At 35.4% G+C, this 16,378-nt stretch carries 24 protein-coding genes and 2 pseudogenes; 7 read left to right on the forward strand and 19 right to left on the reverse strand.

Annotated features, from left to right (window positions below):
• Positions 1–751 precede the first annotated feature (751 nt).
• The 8 genes and pseudogenes from IHV09_RS11635 to map all read right to left on the reverse strand — a co-directional run bounded on the left by IHV09_RS11635 (position 752) and on the right by map (position 4,984).
• Complete coding sequence (locus IHV09_RS11635; RefSeq protein WP_197191696.1) at positions 752–979, reverse strand: hypothetical protein; 228 nt, start codon at positions 977–979, stop codon at positions 752–754.
• A gap of 140 nt (positions 980–1,119) precedes the next feature.
• Positions 1,120–1,632, reverse strand: a complete 513-nt coding sequence (locus IHV09_RS11640) for a GNAT family N-acetyltransferase (protein ID WP_370568977.1) — start codon at positions 1,630–1,632, stop codon at positions 1,120–1,122.
• Positions 1,633–1,813: 181 nt separating this feature from the next.
• Positions 1,814–1,981, reverse strand: a complete 168-nt coding sequence (locus tag IHV09_RS11645; protein ID WP_197191694.1) for a hypothetical protein — start codon at positions 1,979–1,981, stop codon at positions 1,814–1,816.
• Positions 1,982–2,012: 31 nt separating this feature from the next.
• Entirely contained in the window at positions 2,013–2,498 is a 486-nt protein-coding gene (locus tag IHV09_RS11650) for a YxiF family protein (RefSeq protein WP_197264549.1), read from the reverse strand.
• 132 nt (positions 2,499–2,630) lie between these two features.
• The gene (locus tag IHV09_RS11655) at positions 2,631–3,167 is read right to left on the reverse strand and encodes a DUF3916 domain-containing protein (protein WP_197191692.1); all 537 of its coding nucleotides are present in this window, start codon (positions 3,165–3,167) and stop codon (positions 2,631–2,633) included.
• 182 nt (positions 3,168–3,349) lie between these two features.
• Positions 3,350–3,702, reverse strand: a pseudogene (gene hepT, locus IHV09_RS11660) (type VII toxin-antitoxin system HepT family RNase toxin).
• A pseudogene (locus IHV09_RS11665) lies at positions 3,692–3,826 on the reverse strand (type VII toxin-antitoxin system MntA family adenylyltransferase antitoxin); the annotation flags it as partial. The pseudogenes IHV09_RS11665 and hepT, both read right to left, overlap by 11 nt.
• A gap of 417 nt (positions 3,827–4,243) precedes the next feature.
• Positions 4,244–4,984: a type I methionyl aminopeptidase gene (map, locus tag IHV09_RS11670; protein WP_197264550.1), complete on the reverse strand. Its 741-nt coding sequence runs from the start codon at positions 4,982–4,984 to the stop codon at positions 4,244–4,246.
• Positions 4,985–5,238: 254 nt separating this feature from the next.
• Here map and IHV09_RS11675 point away from each other — a divergent pair, with 254 nt between their 5' ends.
• Together IHV09_RS11675 and IHV09_RS11680 are read left to right on the forward strand one after the other, a co-directional pair.
• A complete protein-coding gene (locus IHV09_RS11675; protein ID WP_197264551.1) occupies positions 5,239–6,081 on the forward strand; it encodes a sialate O-acetylesterase in 843 nt (280 codons plus the stop codon).
• Entirely contained in the window at positions 6,078–6,617 is a 540-nt protein-coding gene (locus IHV09_RS11680) for a PadR family transcriptional regulator (protein ID WP_197264552.1), read from the forward strand. The genes IHV09_RS11675 and IHV09_RS11680 overlap by 4 nt, the downstream gene beginning before the upstream one ends.
• Before the next feature lie 92 nt (positions 6,618–6,709).
• Here the strand turns inward: IHV09_RS11680 and IHV09_RS11685 are convergent, their stop codons facing one another.
• The 4 genes from IHV09_RS11685 to IHV09_RS11700 all read right to left on the reverse strand — a co-directional run bounded on the left by IHV09_RS11685 (position 6,710) and on the right by IHV09_RS11700 (position 9,228).
• The gene (locus tag IHV09_RS11685; RefSeq protein WP_370568966.1) at positions 6,710–7,180 is read right to left on the reverse strand and encodes an NUDIX domain-containing protein; all 471 of its coding nucleotides are present in this window, start codon (positions 7,178–7,180) and stop codon (positions 6,710–6,712) included.
• 2 nt (positions 7,181–7,182) lie between these two features.
• Positions 7,183–7,806 carry a nucleotidyltransferase domain-containing protein gene (locus tag IHV09_RS11690; RefSeq protein WP_197264553.1) on the reverse strand — a complete coding sequence of 208 codons (624 nt, stop codon included), beginning with the start codon at positions 7,804–7,806 and terminating at the stop codon, positions 7,183–7,185.
• A 12-nt stretch (positions 7,807–7,818) separates the two neighbouring features.
• Positions 7,819–8,259, reverse strand: coding sequence for an HIT family protein (locus IHV09_RS11695; protein WP_197264554.1), 441 nt, complete (start codon positions 8,257–8,259; stop codon positions 7,819–7,821).
• A gap of 315 nt (positions 8,260–8,574) precedes the next feature.
• Positions 8,575–9,228, reverse strand: coding sequence for a DUF1801 domain-containing protein (locus tag IHV09_RS11700; protein WP_197264555.1), 654 nt, complete (start codon positions 9,226–9,228; stop codon positions 8,575–8,577).
• A 272-nt stretch (positions 9,229–9,500) separates the two neighbouring features.
• Between IHV09_RS11700 and IHV09_RS11705 the strand changes: the two genes are divergently transcribed.
• Positions 9,501–10,031 (forward strand): GNAT family N-acetyltransferase, encoded by a 531-nt coding sequence (locus IHV09_RS11705; RefSeq protein WP_197264556.1) that lies wholly within the window; start codon positions 9,501–9,503, stop codon positions 10,029–10,031.
• Between the two features lie 510 nt (positions 10,032–10,541).
• On the opposite strand, the gene IHV09_RS11710 is transcribed toward IHV09_RS11705, so the two are convergent.
• The 3 genes from IHV09_RS11710 to IHV09_RS11720 all read right to left on the reverse strand — a co-directional run bounded on the left by IHV09_RS11710 (position 10,542) and on the right by IHV09_RS11720 (position 12,062).
• On the reverse strand, positions 10,542–10,754 hold the full coding sequence (locus IHV09_RS11710) for a cyclase (RefSeq protein ID WP_197194084.1): 213 nt from the start codon (positions 10,752–10,754) through the stop codon (positions 10,542–10,544).
• Between the two features lie 31 nt (positions 10,755–10,785).
• Positions 10,786–11,040 (reverse strand): hypothetical protein, encoded by a 255-nt coding sequence (locus tag IHV09_RS22415; protein ID WP_231618283.1) that lies wholly within the window; start codon positions 11,038–11,040, stop codon positions 10,786–10,788.
• Between the two features lie 572 nt (positions 11,041–11,612).
• Complete coding sequence (locus IHV09_RS11720) at positions 11,613–12,062, reverse strand: hypothetical protein (RefSeq protein WP_197264557.1); 450 nt, start codon at positions 12,060–12,062, stop codon at positions 11,613–11,615.
• 125 nt (positions 12,063–12,187) lie between these two features.
• On the opposite strand from IHV09_RS11720, the gene IHV09_RS11725 reads away from it, so the two are divergent.
• From IHV09_RS11725 to IHV09_RS11735, 3 genes are all read left to right on the forward strand, one after another.
• The gene (locus IHV09_RS11725) at positions 12,188–12,496 is read left to right on the forward strand and encodes a hypothetical protein (protein ID WP_197264558.1); all 309 of its coding nucleotides are present in this window, start codon (positions 12,188–12,190) and stop codon (positions 12,494–12,496) included.
• Between the two features lie 179 nt (positions 12,497–12,675).
• Positions 12,676–12,990 (forward strand): ArsR/SmtB family transcription factor, encoded by a 315-nt coding sequence (locus tag IHV09_RS11730; protein WP_137789207.1) that lies wholly within the window; start codon positions 12,676–12,678, stop codon positions 12,988–12,990.
• A 39-nt stretch (positions 12,991–13,029) separates the two neighbouring features.
• Positions 13,030–13,551: an SRPBCC domain-containing protein gene (locus IHV09_RS11735; RefSeq protein ID WP_197130207.1), complete on the forward strand. Its 522-nt coding sequence runs from the start codon at positions 13,030–13,032 to the stop codon at positions 13,549–13,551.
• Between the two features lie 270 nt (positions 13,552–13,821).
• Here the strand turns inward: IHV09_RS11735 and IHV09_RS11740 are convergent, their stop codons facing one another.
• The 4 genes from IHV09_RS11740 to IHV09_RS11750 form a co-directional block, all read right to left on the reverse strand.
• On the reverse strand, positions 13,822–14,280 hold the full coding sequence (locus IHV09_RS11740; RefSeq protein WP_197264559.1) for a hypothetical protein: 459 nt from the start codon (positions 14,278–14,280) through the stop codon (positions 13,822–13,824).
• Between the two features lie 18 nt (positions 14,281–14,298).
• A complete protein-coding gene (locus IHV09_RS22665) occupies positions 14,299–14,433 on the reverse strand; it encodes a hypothetical protein (protein WP_255520096.1) in 135 nt (44 codons plus the stop codon).
• Between the two features lies 1 nt (position 14,434).
• Positions 14,435–14,911, reverse strand: a complete 477-nt coding sequence (locus IHV09_RS11745; protein WP_197264560.1) for a hypothetical protein — start codon at positions 14,909–14,911, stop codon at positions 14,435–14,437.
• 81 nt (positions 14,912–14,992) lie between these two features.
• Positions 14,993–15,760, reverse strand: a complete 768-nt coding sequence (locus IHV09_RS11750; RefSeq protein WP_197264561.1) for a slipin family protein — start codon at positions 15,758–15,760, stop codon at positions 14,993–14,995.
• 349 nt (positions 15,761–16,109) lie between these two features.
• Here IHV09_RS11750 and IHV09_RS11755 point away from each other — a divergent pair, with 349 nt between their 5' ends.
• Complete coding sequence (locus IHV09_RS11755) at positions 16,110–16,334, forward strand: hypothetical protein (RefSeq protein WP_197264562.1); 225 nt, start codon at positions 16,110–16,112, stop codon at positions 16,332–16,334.
• Positions 16,335–16,378: the final 44 nt, after the last annotated feature.

Consider the following 16,378-nt stretch of genomic DNA (forward strand, 5'->3'; position numbering starts at 1 on the left):
TTTTGAGGTTCTTTTTCAAAATTATTAAGGGAAATAACATTGATTTTGTAGGTTAAATATAAAAGATTCGTCATTTGACTAGTCTTTTATATTTAACCAGATCTTCAATTAAAGCACCCGATAACGGAATAACACTCATTATCTTTAATATGCAAAATGGCATTTTGAACACATCTGCACTCCGTTTTTTGCACGAACTGAACTATGGCTACACTTAGGGCAAATTACGAAATTTGTAATATCGTTAAATAACTGACTTCGATTAAATAAGTATTTTTCTCCCATCCGATATGAACGAATGAAATATAAAAAAGAGATAAAGCCAATTACTCCTACAATAAGTAATAGAATGACAACCAACACGTATCACCACTCCTAATTTTAAAAATTTTTATCTTTTTTTATTGCAATCAACCTTAACTGCTCTTATTCAACAATCCTGCTCGATTGTTCAATAACTTCCTTTAAAAGTGCGTTAATCCTTCTTGGATCAACGCACCCGATTGTTTAATAGTGATTAAAAATGCTTTTTATTAATCGGAACATCACTCTTGGAATAAAAGTTAAGATGTTCCATAGCAACTCAAATAATAATTCACTTCTAGTTTCCCTGTATATACCTCTAATAGATCTCCTATATCTGCCTTTGCTCATTTTCATACTTTCTCCTACTACATATGTCATTTTCTTACCTTTTATCGACTCATACTTATTCCACTGATTAACTCACCAGTTTGTTGAATAAGACGAATTATTTTTTCTGTAATACCAAGTATATGCCCTTTCCAATAACAGCTATCAATAAAACAAATGCGAATGTAGGCATTCCCAAATCATTACCCCAGCTCAATGATCCTTCTTTAGTTGTTATATAAGCTGCAGAAGCTTTAATGGAATCGGCTAATTGAGTCATTGCGTAAACTATAATCCCTGTTAACACTGCTTGAGCAATAAGAAAATACCCTAATATTTCTTTCATATCCTAACCCCTTAGAATTTAGTTTTCTTCATTTTCTCTATTCATTGTTTAACTGACCTTCTTTTAATTCCATAAAAAAGGCACTTCTCCTTCTTGAAGAAATGCACCCGATTGTTGAAAAACGAAAAACCAAATATGATTTACTTTATGTCCAAGCGCCAATTGTTACAATGTATGAAATTACCGGGTGGGTATTCAAATTCGCAATCTGATATAAATGAAAAGTTGAGCTTTCGACAAATCGTATTTGAAGCAGGATTATCAACAGAAGGGAAAGCGTGTATGTATTTATATTTCTTTTCCTTAATTGCTTCATTAATTGCAAGTCTAACGGCATGTGTTGCTATCCCTTTCCCCTGAAATTGTGGTAGTATGCTCCACCCTATTTCATAAACACATTCATTATTCCAAGTTGATTGCCAATATACAACTGATCCAACCGCTACAAAATCAGGACTTAGGGTAATGCTAAATACTTTTCCCTTTTCACCAAGTTCAAGATACCTTTTATGACGCATTAGAACCTGTTCATTACTTTCAGACCCTCCGAGATGTTCCATCATTTCTGGTGCGTTTAATTTAACAAGTAGATCAAGGTCTTTGTCTTCCCAATTATTAATTTGTATTTGTCGTTCTTCAATTTGTTTTGAAATAACGTCCATCTCCTTAAAATTATTATTCTATATCCTTCTACTCATAATAAACTCCTTATTCCACAATCCTGCTACGTTTGTTTAGTAAATTCAATAAAAAAGTGCATGTTTCCTTGTTGAAGAAAAGCAACCATTTGTTGAATATGGAATTAAGTAAGAGAATATTTAGTTGCTAAATAAATTAATTGTTTTTCGCTCTAGCCTTTTGAAACAGTTTTACAATAAATAAAGTTAGGAAAAATGTTACCAGATTAAGAGCAACTCTTTCCCATCTTTCTAATCCCTCACTAAAAACAGTCATTACAGTTGCTGTTACAGCTCCTGCCATAAGTATTTGAACTATATTCATAGTTTTTCTCCTTCTTTAAGAAAAGCACCCTTTAGTTGAATAAACCCCATATAGTAAATGTATCTTGGTATTCCAGTATTTCGATACAAATACCATATTCTAATTTAGGTTCGACAATAATAAAATCAAATTCTTCTTGTGAATAACCACTAAAACTGATCATCCAATTAATTTCCTTAAAAACATTCCCAATATCTACGATAATAGCACCTGTTTCAAGATAGGTTTGGTGAAACAAAATAACATTTTTATCTTTAAACGGCATTCTCGATTTAAAATCACTAATGTGTTTTATTGCTGTTTCATGGCTGTGTTCAAATTTAATTTCAAGTTTATCTTCTTTTAGTTTATTAATTTTAACAAATAGTGACTCGAGTAAAAACTTAGAAGACTGAATATCTAAAAAGGAATCAAGTGATAAGCTGATACTTTTAGTTTCCATTTTCTTAATAATATTTTCTCTTCTGTTTTTTATTTGAAGTGATCTAACCCGTTCTTTGCGGTCGTTTACTTCCACTTATTAATACACCCCTATTTAATTGCGGTCAGCACATTAACGTACCCAATTGTAAAATTACTTATTTCAGGAATGATACCATTTTTTTGAATAAAAAAGCACTCCCCCATTTCAGGAATGCCTCATATATATTTAGCTTAATTCTCCTATAATCCAAACTTCACCTTCAAGATAATAGTCCTCGTCAGAAATGATTTCCTTATATCCCTTTACTTCCAGATTAGAGGGAGCTTTGAGACGCCATTCTTTTAAAAGGTCTCTGTCTTTGTCTAAAGGAATCCATTTCTGTTCTTCTGAATTCCTTTCAAAAAATCCTTCAAACCAACTTTTATCGGGTAGGACTGCAATTTGAGAGTCAAACAAACTAGGTAGAGAAATGACCGTATATATTCTAAAATCTATTTGTTCTTCTTTTTTAATGCTTATTAAATGATTGACTTGATCAATTAATGTTTGCATAATACCTCTTCGTATACTATTTGGAGTCTTCTTTGAATCTACATATTCTTGATTAAAAGGTAAATGTTCATGCCAATATCCTAGACTGCTTTCGTTCAAATCAGGCATTATTTTCATTGAATTCTCTATTTGTTTAATTAATGTTTTGTATCTTCTCTTTAGTCCCCTAAGTTTCTTTTTCGATCCATTATCAAATCTCCAGTTATTCATATTAATCATCCTCTACTTAACATAAATTTACCATATCACTTATTCAACAATCTGGACCATTAGTGGAACATAATTGAGTAAATTCCATGGAAAAAAACACTATTCACTTTATAAAGTGAACAGTGCTGGATTTCAGACTAGTTATATGCCAAAATTTGTTCAGTGTAGGTTTTAAAATCTATCTAATGCTTTTCAATAATCTTTTGCACAATCTCAAGGTTTACTTCTTGATAAGCAATGTTACGAAATCCCACCATTGCCTTTAGTCCCTTACATAAATCTGTTGTGATGATGTCATTTTGCTGAAGCAGATCAAACGTCTCTCGACTTGTTTGAGGAATTCCCAGTTTCTTTTCTGCTACCACATGCATACCGAGATCAATAGCCGCTTCACAAGCACGCTGGATATTCAGAATGATGGAATCTTGTTTTGTAAAGTTTTCTAATTCAATGGAGTATCATCATACTCTTCATTTATCCGCTTTAAGCATCGTTCGATGATGCTAATCTTGTTTAGTATCACATCATTTCTCATAGATTGATCCACTCTCTTCGATTCTTTTGATCACGATCTCTCGTTCTTCGTTTAATTTCGCATACATCTTTAATGTCTTCATCTCAAATTCCATTCTGCGTTTATCATCTTTACAAGGTATCGTGTTAAAAGATCCTTCTCTTGAAATCCATAAATATATCTAACAATGATAATGTACTATACTATTAACATTTCAAATGCATTTTTTCTTGCAGCATTTTATCTGCTAATCTGATGTTTTCCTTTAAAAATAAGGGTGAATTTGCATGTGCTAGAATCTCAGTAGTAGTCATCTAAATAACCTCATCTACCTCTTCTTTGCTTTTTGCATATGGTTCACCTGATTTATAGTGACAAAGAAAAACAATATCAATGAAATTTATCCCTGATTCAGTGACAAAGGAAGAACTATTTACATATCTTAGATCTGCAACTTCACTACCTACTTCTTCAAGAATTTAAAGTCCTCTCAAGAATACACTGTTAATTTCAACTAACAGTGTGTTAATGGTTCAATTTTATTGTGAGCTAACATTTTGAATTAAAGTGTAACAATAATCGGACCATCTTTAGTAAGGATAATTGTATGTTCTACTTGTGCTACATAACTTTCTTCAGTAGCATAGGTCCAACCGTCTTCTTTTTGGTAAACTTCTTCTTCTAAAGTTGATATAAATGGTTCGAATGCGATAACCATCCCATCCTTTAATAATTCATGATCCCATGGGTCATTATAGTTTAAAATATGGTCTGGTTCTTCATGTATTCTACGTCCCACACCATGTCCTGTAAGGTTTTTGATAACCGTGAATCCATGCTGTTTCGCTGTTTCATATACTGCTTTTCCGATTCTGCTTTTTTTGGAACCCGGTTTAGCTTTCTTAAGACCTGCATCAAATGCCATTTTCGCAACGTCGCATAATTTCGTTAATACTTCTTCTCCTTGTCCAACTACAAATGAGATTCCAGTATCAGCGAAATAACCATTCTTTGAAGCAGAAACATCAATATTTACAAGATCGCCTTCTTGAATAACCCGATCACCTGGAATACCATGGGCCACTTCATCATTAATACTGATGCACGTAAACCCTGGAAAGTCATATTCACCTTTAGGAGCTGAAACTGCACCTGCTTTTTCTAATAGTTCTCCGGCAATATCATCAAGTTCTTTCGTCGTTATGCCTGGAATTGTTCTTTGTACTAAATCATCTCTAACTGAGGCAATAATTCTGCCAATTTCCTTCAATCCATTAAAATCTTCTTCTGTTTTTGCAATCATTTTTATCCTACCTCATTATTTTTATAATCATCTACATAGTAACTCTACTTTCTCAAAAAATTATACCCATGTAAATTATTTAATACTCCCTAATACGCTTAATAACAAAAAGTACATAGTGTTAGACGCGGATATACTTGCTGGCAGTTTCAATATTAATAATGACTAGCAGCTGCAAGTTGACGATAGTCTAATTAGACCTTATTATAATATACAAGTCTAATTAGACTATTATGTAAAGGAATGAAGATGAAATGATTAAATCTTTTTTAATGTTAGGACAATCAAATATGGCAGGTCGAGGCTTCTTGCATGAGGTAGAACCTATCTATAATGAAAAAATAAAAATGCTGCGCAACGGACAGTGGCAAATGATGACAGAACCCATTAATTATGATCGTCCTGTTGCTGGTGTAAGTCTAGCTGCATCCTTTGCAGAGGAGTTTGCAAAAGCCAACCCACATGATGAAATTGGTTTGATACCTTGTGCGGAAGGTGGCAGTTCCTTGGACGATTGGCATCCACAAGGTACTCTTTTTCAACATGCCTTGTCTGAAGCACGATTTGCTCTGGAAACCAGTCAAATTTGTGGCATACTTTGGCATCAAGGTGAAAGTGATAGCCATAATTCTCTACATGAAACGTATTACGAAAAGCTATCTCTGATCATTGAAACCTTTCGTAAAGAATTAAACCTTCATCATGTCCCAGTAATGATTGGTGAGCTTGGCGATTTTTTAGGAAAAACAGGTTTTGGAAAGTACTCATCAGAGTTTCAAGAGATCAACAAACAATTACGGCGATTCGCTCATGAGCAGCAAAATTGTTATTTTGTATCGGCAGAAGGCTTAACTCCCAATCCGGATGGTATTCATTTAAACGCAGTTTCCCAACGAAAATTTGGTTTTCGCTATTACGCTGCATATTCGAGAAAGTCTCATATCTTAGAGCCTCTTTCGGATGAGGATCAATCCTTAAAAATAAACAATAACTATTCGAAAACGGAACAAATTTATATTCATAGTATGGATTTAGCTCTAGGTAAAATCACATACGCTGAATTTGAAGCAAATATGGCGGTGGTGATGCAATCTTGATTCCCTTACTAATCCTTGGCTTACTTATACAAAACCCTGGCGCTCATGGATACGAACTATTAAGTTTAATGGAAAAACGACATTATCAATATATCGTTAATTTTACGAAAGGATCATTTTATTACAATTTGCAACAACTTGAAGAAAAAGGTTGGATTGAACAAACACAACACATACGCCCGAACAACGGTCGTGACATTCACACCTTTAAAATTACGTCTTTGGGCTTAGAAGAATTTGATCAATTAATGATCAAATATGGAACAAAATCCGAATATGTAAAATTACCAATCTATGGGACGTTACTATTTGCAGATGTATTCGATACAAATAAGTTGTTAGGAAATATTCAATCTCAGATTGAACAAACTGAAGCCAGAATTGCCCTCCTTGATGAATACTTAGCAAACCATAAGGAACTACCTGGAAAAATTGATTATTTTCGCCGTATGAACGAAAATTCTCGTTCTCACCATTTAGTAAACTTAAAATGGTTTCAAGAAATAAAGTCAGACATAGAGAAAGCTTCTGTATAGATAAAACTAAAAATCACCCATCCAAATTTTTCATTAAAAATGGATGGGTGATTTTTAGTGATCTAGCCATGAGCTGATGACAATGATTCAAATCATCGTCTTCCAGCCATACACTCTACTATTTTCAGGTCTACTGCATCCACTCTACCAATCTGTTCTTCCATATCCCAAAGCATAATCATTGTAGTTTCATCATTCTCTACAAACGGCTGCAATTGTACGACCTCAGAAAAATACACAGGATTTCGTTTGAAAGATCCATTCCCTACATGTTTTGAATTAACTAAACCTAATAAACTCAGTTCTTTAACAGTTTGTCCTGTTTCTTCATATAGCTCTCTAATGGCACATTCTTTTGGTGTTTCACCCGTTTCTCTCTTTCCTGCTGGCAGCTCCCACTGTCGCCGTAAAGAGTTAAAGCACATAAGAAACTTCCCTTTACATTTAATTACAGCAAAGGATCCTGAAAGTGTTCCGAAATCCTCAAGTTTTTCTTCCGTCACGTAAATAAAATCCACAAACTCATATCCGTTAGGATCTCTAGACTCGTAATCTACTTTCACTTTTACAACTCACAAAGGTAATCTATTAATTCTTTAGAACTTTTATCGTCTGCATCCGTTGATAATGCACGATTAAAAAGATCAAAAGCTTTAGGATCGTTCTCTTTTAACCATTGAAAAGATACTTTAGGACCTAAAAACCATTCACTTTTCAATTCAAAATAGATTTCTAAACTGTCTTTTAACATCCAATGAAAGCGATAGTTTCCTTCTAAATCATTTTTGGCAGATCTCACATGCATCTTTTTAAGCCAACTTTTTAAGAAGTCCTTCTCATCTTGAGTTAATAGTTTTGGTCCCTTCTCAAACGTACTTTGAATTGTAGCTAAAAACTCTTCCGCTAAACCTTTCTTGTTAATCCAAATTTCGCCTTTATGTACACGTAGAAACGGTTCAGCCTGCTTCATTTTTTCAGTAGGATAAATCCAAGCATCTAACTGCTTTCCTTCTATAAATTCTACATCATTCGTATCCTCGGTAACGGAATCTGAAAAGCAGATAAGATCCACATCGCTTTCTTCTGTATAATCTCCACGACTATACGATCCGTACAAAATGATGGTGTGGCAATCATACTTCTTCAATAAATAAGCTTCAATTTCTATTAAATCGCTATGTGTATTCATGAATGTCATCCTTTATATTCTTTGTTTGTTGTATGTGTTTTGTGTTTGAAACCATGCTCTAAGTTTTGCTGCATAACCCGCTCGTTCCTCTGGATCGCTAAGACTGCCGTGCGTCAGATAAAGATGATCGTTAAAATACCGAGGGTACACATGCAGGTGATAATGCCAAACATCCTGACTTCCACCTGGTTCGTTATGCTGCCTGGTAGATATACCATCACACGCGTAGCAATCTTTCAGAGCATAAGATACTTGCTGAGCCACTTTATGAATGTGAGCGGCGATGTCGAGTGGCAGATCAAAGATATTTTCATAATGACGGTTAGGAATGATGATCACATGACCTTTGTTGTTCGGCCACCATAACGTTGCGATAAGCGCCGTCACATACTCATCCTGATAAATAATATCTTGTTGCTTGCTTTGAACCAGTTTGTTATTGGGGTCCTCCATTCCTTGAACTACTAAACAAAAAGGCACGTATAGTCGGGCGGCATATGTGTGTACATTACAACTCTCTCCTAAGCTATTACACTAGATTTTCATTTCAACAACATTGTTCATGAACTTCTGAATTTCTTCTTTAAACAAACGTGATTCCTCAAGAAAAGGATAGTGATTACTTTCTTTGAAACGAACAAAAGTAGATTGAAGGATCGCCTCATTCATTTCCTCGGAAAACGCTATAGGACATTGAACATTGCACCTAACTTCGTCTGCCACTTAGACATTTCATAGCTCCTTCACTCTTACAATTTCTTAACCTTCTTATCGAATACTTTTATGTGAGCCGTCGCAATTAGGCATTCGTTTGGATAACCCGCACGTGCAATCATTTAACCCTTTTCCATCAAGAATCTGATCCATATATTTTTCAATGCGAGCTTCTCGCGTTTTTGATTGTTTGGCTTCAGCAAAATACCGAATATAAGCTTTTTGCCTACCTGGTGTTAAACTTTCGAAAGCTTCTTTTAAATCGGAGATCTGATCCATTTTATTTTGGAATTCGATGGGTATTGAATAATCCGCTGTTTTCTTCAATTGCACTTCTAACCCCGATTTTTCTACTTCAATCGCTTCATGAATATAAGCTTTGAGCGTACTTTCTAAATCAAGGATCTCTTGAACATTCGTAAATCGAATTTGACGCGCTGATTGTACATTTTCTGTTTGTTGAATCAGAATCTTCTTTTCGTCTTTCAACAAAACGCCTTTATGAAACAATAGAGCACAATATTCTTTAAATCCATGAATCAAAACAACATTCTTGTTATTTAACGTATAACACGGGTGCATCCACTTAAAGTCTTCAGTGAGGCCGCAGTCTAATACGATTCTTCGTAACTGTTCAAACTCTTCTTTCCACGATTTTGCTTCCTTCAAAAATTCATCAACTTTAGGATTCAACATACTTTTTGGCATAGAGCAGCCCCCTAATCATTTTTTATATGATCAACTTCTATCATTTCTATGAAAACACTATAATTCCTTTTGAAAAAGCTAACTTCATTAACAATCTCTCAGAGTTGACGCCAGATCAATAACTTAATACGATAGAACATATTTCAGATGGAGGTTTTTGTTTGATCAACTTATGTTTAGAGCTGAGTAAGTAAACCTTCTTCGTTCGTTTACATGAAGAAGGTGCCATTTATAGAGTGCAAGATATATTTGATAAGATAAGGAGACTATAAATGGATAGGAAAATTCGCATTGAACGCATGGAGGATTATAAAAAGACTGAAGAAGTGGTTAGAAATGCATTCCAATCAGAGGCATTCAGTGACAAGAAAGAGCATATTCTTGTACACCGAATCAGGCAGTCAGAAGCATTCGTTCCTGAACTTTCTTTAGTCGCTGAAAACGTAAAACAAGAGATCGTCGGGCATGTTCTGCTTTCAAAGGTTCTGATTGTTAATCATAAACAGGTCGTTGAATCACTAGCACTAGCACCCGTTTCTGTTGTTCCGGAGTATCAAAATAAAGGCATTGGGAGTCAACTTATTAAAGCAGCCCTAACGTCTGCCAAGAACTTAAGCTATCAGTCAGTTCTCGTTTTAGGTCATCAAGATTATTATCCGAAGTTTGGATTCAAAAAGGCTAGCACATGGAGAATTAAAGCTCCCTTTGATGTTCCTGATGAAGTGTTTATGGCGCTTGAGTTAACAGAGAATTCTCTGGCTCATGTGCATGGCGTTGTACACTATTCACAGGCATTTTCTTAATATTTGAATATGAAAATAACAACAAAAAAACGACCAGAGTTGGTCGTTTTCTAATGCCTTTAACAAGGCACCCGTTAGCTGAATAAGATATTAATTCTTTCTTCGTTAGAAAGGAATCCTAATGAGAAAGTTACTAAGATTAATATTAAGAAATATAATTTATTCAATTGAGTTTTCTTCCACAAGTATTTGTTTGTAATAACAAGTATTGAGAAATAAATCAAACTTGCAAATATTGTTGCAATAAGAATTGGAATTAATAAACCTTTTTCTAATGTAGGGTCTAATGTCCAACCAAGAGCTTCTGCAATGTACAAATACAGTAACACAAAAAAAATGGACAAATAATGAAATAAATACCCAAAGAGGAAATTAAACACACCAGTTAGAGAAAATCCTAAGATTTTATTCACCTTCCTATAGAGTTATCCTAAAGTCACCTGTTCGTTTGTGGAATCAGAGACACCACTTCGCTTTACATTGGCAAACATGAATCCTTGTAATCATCAATCACAATTTCCGTTTATGCTTTTCCTCAATAATCTTCTTATTCAAGATCCGCACTTCCCCCACCATCAACAGTCTCATATCCTCCACGATATATTTCGCCAGCTCTTCATCTGAAATATTATCTCCATGAAGATCCAGACGAAATTCCTGTCCTTGTAATCCTCCACCATTGGTAAAATCAATTTCAAAATCGAATTGAACACGTTTATCCATCTGTTAGCACCCCACCATCATTTTGTACGATTTATTTAAATAACGACAAAAGGAAAACAGTGATCATCCCCACACTCATCGTTCCAATGAAGAAATAACCGAGCATACGGATAGGCAGTGGCAGCCCCTGTATATTTACCTTTGAAAGATTCTTAGTTGGATAGCCCTCGATCTTTCCATAGTGTTCCATGGCATCGTTAAATGGCACTTCACTATGGTTAGGATTAGCATGCTGTTCAAGACGCTTATCTACACGTTTTTTTACTCTATCCATTTCTTCATTCATTGAAATACCCCCTAGCATATCTTCTAATTTCCATATGCTATTCTCTATTCCTTCTATAGTAATTTTAATAGATTCAATAAATGTACAAACCAATAAGACAAGCTCACATATGATATAAGGAATAGAGATTTTAGTCTTTATTCTTTTCTCAACATGAGATAGATGGGGGTGTCTTCTTTGAGAAGTTTCATTAGTATTTTAGATGGCTTATTGGCTTGCAAGAAAGCACGTAAGAGCAAGAAAAACAAAAAGCGAATCGGTTAATCAATGAGCTGCCTTTCAGGGCGGCTTTTCATGTTACAAAACACTACTACATACATTTTTTCATACAGGTTTAACAAGCCTCTCTTAAAGGGAAATATAGATTTATCACGATTTTAGGGGGCACGATTCATGAAAGAGCAAATCAAGAAAGTACTCAGCAATCCAAAAGTGCAAAAAGGAATTAAAGACAAAGTCGTTCCTTTAGTTAAAAAAGAAATGGAAAAAAGGAAGAAGAAATAAAAACGTTAAAAGTCTATACAAGTAACCCATCCATAGCAGACATTGATGGGTTACTTTTTTGTTTTACTCTATTGCACTTTAATAAAGAATACTTGTGAGGAAGATCCTCTTTTCCAAGTTCCGTTCGTACTAACAGCATAAGTGCCACTTTCACTTGGAGCCACATAAAGATCTCCATCTAGTAAAGTCACCGTTTTAAAATCAGACTCCCCCTTGGTCCATACATTTACTTCTTTTGATACTTTAATCGGTTTGCGTTTATACGATATAGCAATCTTTTCGCCTGGCGACACTGAAACAGCTTTTATTTCATTCATCATAAATGGCTCCGCATAATCTACACACGCACCCCTTAAAAACCCATCCCAGCAATAAGTGCTTTGCTTAGTTGGAATCGTGACGTTTGTTTCTGTTTTAGCACTTGCCGATGGCGGCTTTGCGTTCATGATGTAATACGTAAAGAAACTCGTGATGAATAAAAATGCCAGGACAAGAGCAAGAACCCCTTTTTTGTTCATCCTACAACCCCCTATTTTAATAACTCTATATACAAGTAGGCGTTATAAAACTGTAATTGGTTTCATCAGGTTTATCATGATTGCTCTTGATTTGTTCCTAATATCAAATATAAGGAGGATGCGATTTGAAACAAGCCCTTTATGTAGTATGCATCTACTTCATTATATGTTTATTTCTTCTTCCCTTTCTTACATTTACAAATTGGTTAATACTCACATCAACCCTTCTCCTTTTAGCATTCATAGTAGGCTATACAACATTTAGAATAAGAAAATGGTGGATCTCGTTTACAATTACAGCAGCATTAGTTACTTTGTACGTATATCTGATTAACAATAACTACTCTATGAAAATTCCTGTGCATGTTGTTTTTATTATCGGCCTGATTTACTTAATTATTGGTGTTAGCAAGCAGCTTCGAAACAAGAGTTGACTTATAAAAACCAATCTCCAACTAGTTGTTGAACAGTACCTCGCTGCTCAATATGTAGCATATGACCTGCATGATTTAATTCAGCTCAACTTGCAGATCATGTCGAAAAGTTCTTTTTAATATTCCTTTACAAGAATATTCCTTATGAGTTATATTGTATATGAAAGGAGGAACAGTTTATGGGCGAGAAACTAACAACTTTGCATGCACTTGCCGAGCCCAATCGCTTTCACATTGTTGAGCTTTTGAGAGTTGGTCCTCTTACTGTAGGAGAAATTGCCGACAGCCTTAAGCTGCGCCAACCACAGGTATCGAAGCATCTACGTGTACTTAGTGATTCTGGGCTTGTTGAGGTTCAACCTATTGCGAATCGTCGAATCTATAAGCTGCAGTCACAACCTTTCTTAGAACTAGAAGAATGGCTTGATACCTTTCGAAACATTTGGGAAGATCGGTTCGACCGCTTAGATGAATATTTAAAAGACATGAAATAAACGATAATTGGCACTACATAAATGAAGGAGGAATTAATAATGACTGTTGAAAATAAAACGAATCAATTAACTTCTAAAGTAGAAGGAAATGTACTGGTGTTAGAACGTACCTTTAATGCACCTCGCGAACTTGTGTTTAAAGCTTTTTCTGAAGAAGAACATTTGAAGCGCTGGTGGGCTCCAGGTGGCTGGACGATGTCGATCAAACAATTCGAGTTCCGTCCTGAAGGAGTTTGGCACTATTGCATGAAATGTACAGATGAGAGTCAAGAATACTTCGGACACGAATCTTGGGGCAGAGCGGTATTTCATGAGATCGTCGCACCAGAGAAAATCAAGAGCGTAGACGCGTTTTCTGATGCTGAAGGTAATGTTTCTGAAGAATTGCCTCAAACAAAAGTTACATTAACCTTTATTTCAGAAGGCAACCAAACAAAACTGATCAACCGTGCAGAATATGCTTCTGCTGATGATGTGAAGACAGTTCTAGAAATGGGTATGCTCGAAGGTGTAACGATGACTTGGAACCAGTTGGAAGAATTATTAGCAGAGATGAAATAAGTATTGAAGCGAAGAAGGCTAACTGCTTTTTTCGCTTTTTCCTTTACTCTCTTTCCTATCCTCCTTGTTAAAAAGGTAAAGAATTGCCCTAACACTTAGATAAAGCGCAGGAATTCCGATAACCAAGTAGAGTATTCCTTCTGGCATAAATTTATCATAATAGTAAAGAAACAATACAGCCCAAATGAAGATCGTAGTGTATTTGATTACATTTTTCATTTCTAATAAAACATTCCTTTTTCGCTCAAATAATTTACAAGTTTATAAGAATCAACCTTCTAACGATCCAAATTCTTTTAGGAATTCATTAATATCATTACGAGCTTCCTCTACATCCCCATAGTAGCCATCAACTGCCATTTCCCACCTATCTGTTAGAATAATAATCGACCTTTCAATATCATCACAGCTCTCTGGAATGTGACCAACAAGACGATACATATATGTACAAATTTGCGTTACATCACTTGTTTGAATTAGTTCGTCATTAAGTAGACTCAGAATTTCTTGGATCGGAAGCGCCTCATCATACTCTCCTTTTACATCGGTTAACTTTGAACATACCGAAGCTATTGTTGAGTTAGAAGATAACGAGATTTCAAGAATTTCGCATGGAGGCTGCTCCAACTTCTCTATTAATTGATCGGACCACTCGATAACATTTTTTACTCGAAAGAAGCCGATAAAGAGACCTAAACGATAGATTTCTGATTGTACTTTAATTTCCATAACATGCACCTAAACCATTCAATATTTTTCATTGATCTCTTTCAACAACTCTATGATTTCTTCATTTTGTTTATTATTTTTTCTCAACTGTACGTCAATACCAAGCAAAGTAAAAACCACGATAACTAAGATTGAGACTCCAGCGATAAACATCTCATTTCACCTGATCTTTCATAAATTTTATCATCTGTTGCATTGCGCCAAGGTGATATGCAGAGTGCGCCAACGAACCTACTACTTCATTTGCTAAGTCCTCATTCCACTCCATGTGATTAATCTTTTCTAAAAGGCGATGATATTCATGCTGCAACCCTGCTTGAATGGAAAGCCACTCCTCTTCGCTAACCCTATGAATCTCCCAGCTTTTATTCCAATCCATTGTTGGAAATGTCCCTTCATACAACCATTCATTGGTTCCCCACATATGGTATCGAATATGATCGGTATGAGCTGCGAGTGTTGTTCCATAGATTTGTTTTGATGCATCAGCAGCAGTTAGTTGAGATAAAACTCCAAATATGCCTGAGTCTGGTTTTGTATTCGTAAACCAGCTAACGGTCACTGGTTTTTGTGGTCCATCAAATGCTTCTTGTAACATCTTTTTCAATCCCGCTTCTAACGGATGATTCATACTAACCACTCCTCACGTATTCTACTATCTCTTTCCATAAAAAAGTGCACTTCTCCTTCTAGAAGAAATGCACATCCTTTGTTACGCGTTCGATTGCTTTTTAATGCTATGTGTACTATTTGCCAAATCGACTACAAACGTATTGCCTTTCGAGTTCTCAATTGTGTTCATTAAGCGAAGCTTCGCTAATTCTGGATTGTTCTCCAACATTTTAGCCGTGTTCGCCAGACTTCTTAAGGACGCCGCTTCTCCTCTAGCTCTCTCCAGTGAGGACTGCGCTTCTTTTTTCGCTTTAATCACTTCAAGGAATGCTTTTTTTAGTTCAGCAGATAACATAATATCTTTTATGTCTACTGAGATGATGGATAATCCAGCAAACGTATTATCAACAAGAAGTTGTTGAAGCGATTCATTTACTTCATTCCGCTTGCTCAACAGGTCATCTAATTCTAACGAAGATACGACATCACGCAGTTTGAGCTGCACGTTCATGTACACATGCTCTTCATAATCTTCATATTCAGAGATCAGAATTTGTGGATCAGTAATTTGATAGTTTACAGCAACACTAATCTTTACACTAAGTTGATCAGCCGTTAATAACTCTTGCCCGTTCAGCTGCATAATCGTCGGTCTCATATCAAAAACCATGATCTCTGTAGATGCTGGAGAATACTTATGCTTGCCTGGGCCTACAATCTCCTGAAAAGCCCCATATTTAAACTTCACACCACGTTCATACTCGTACACCGTTACCGAAGCAAAAAATTTCTTGATAATCGATAGAATAGCAAACACAACAATAAACACAAACCCAATAACTACAAGATATTCTAAAAATGATTCCATCCCTATTCCCCTTACTTTAAATACGTGTAAAACCACCCAACAGACATGGAGTAAACAATGGAGGTCTTACCTGCAAAATTGTTCAATCCTAAAAGCTATTGAGTGGCTTCATTTAGGGCTTCGAACCCAAAACTGGTTCCACAGCGGTATACCAGTTGCCAAAAGATGAGAAAGCCGATCAGCAACACCGTTTAAAGATTTTAAACGAAGGCTTTGCATTTCTCCAAGAACTAAATTATATCAAGATATTTAGGAAAAAAGTACATCATTTAGAAAATATTGTTCTTTAAATACTAAAAGCAAAAGCGTAAAGTTAAAATATGGAAAGTTGATAATAGGAGGAAAAAGAATGGACAATTGGGTGTTTGCGTTCTTGGCAAATATCATCGGAGGGATTATCGTCTTTTTTGCTCTCATGTTTTTGTTAAGCTTGGGAGGAGCATCAATGGATACAGCCTTCTTTATCGGAATTTTTCTGTTTGTTCAGCTTAGTTTTATCACGACAATTCTATTTCAAGTGCTACACAGAGTTAAGAATTTGGAGAGTCAGCAGACTACAACCGATGAACAATAGCAGTAACAAAATAAACGCTTGGATCTCCTCCAAGCGTATTAACT

The sequence above is a fragment of the Fictibacillus sp. 23RED33 genome (genome assembly GCF_015903925.1).
In the GTDB taxonomy this organism is placed as follows: domain Bacteria; phylum Bacillota; class Bacilli; order Bacillales; family Fictibacillaceae; genus Fictibacillus; species Fictibacillus phosphorivorans.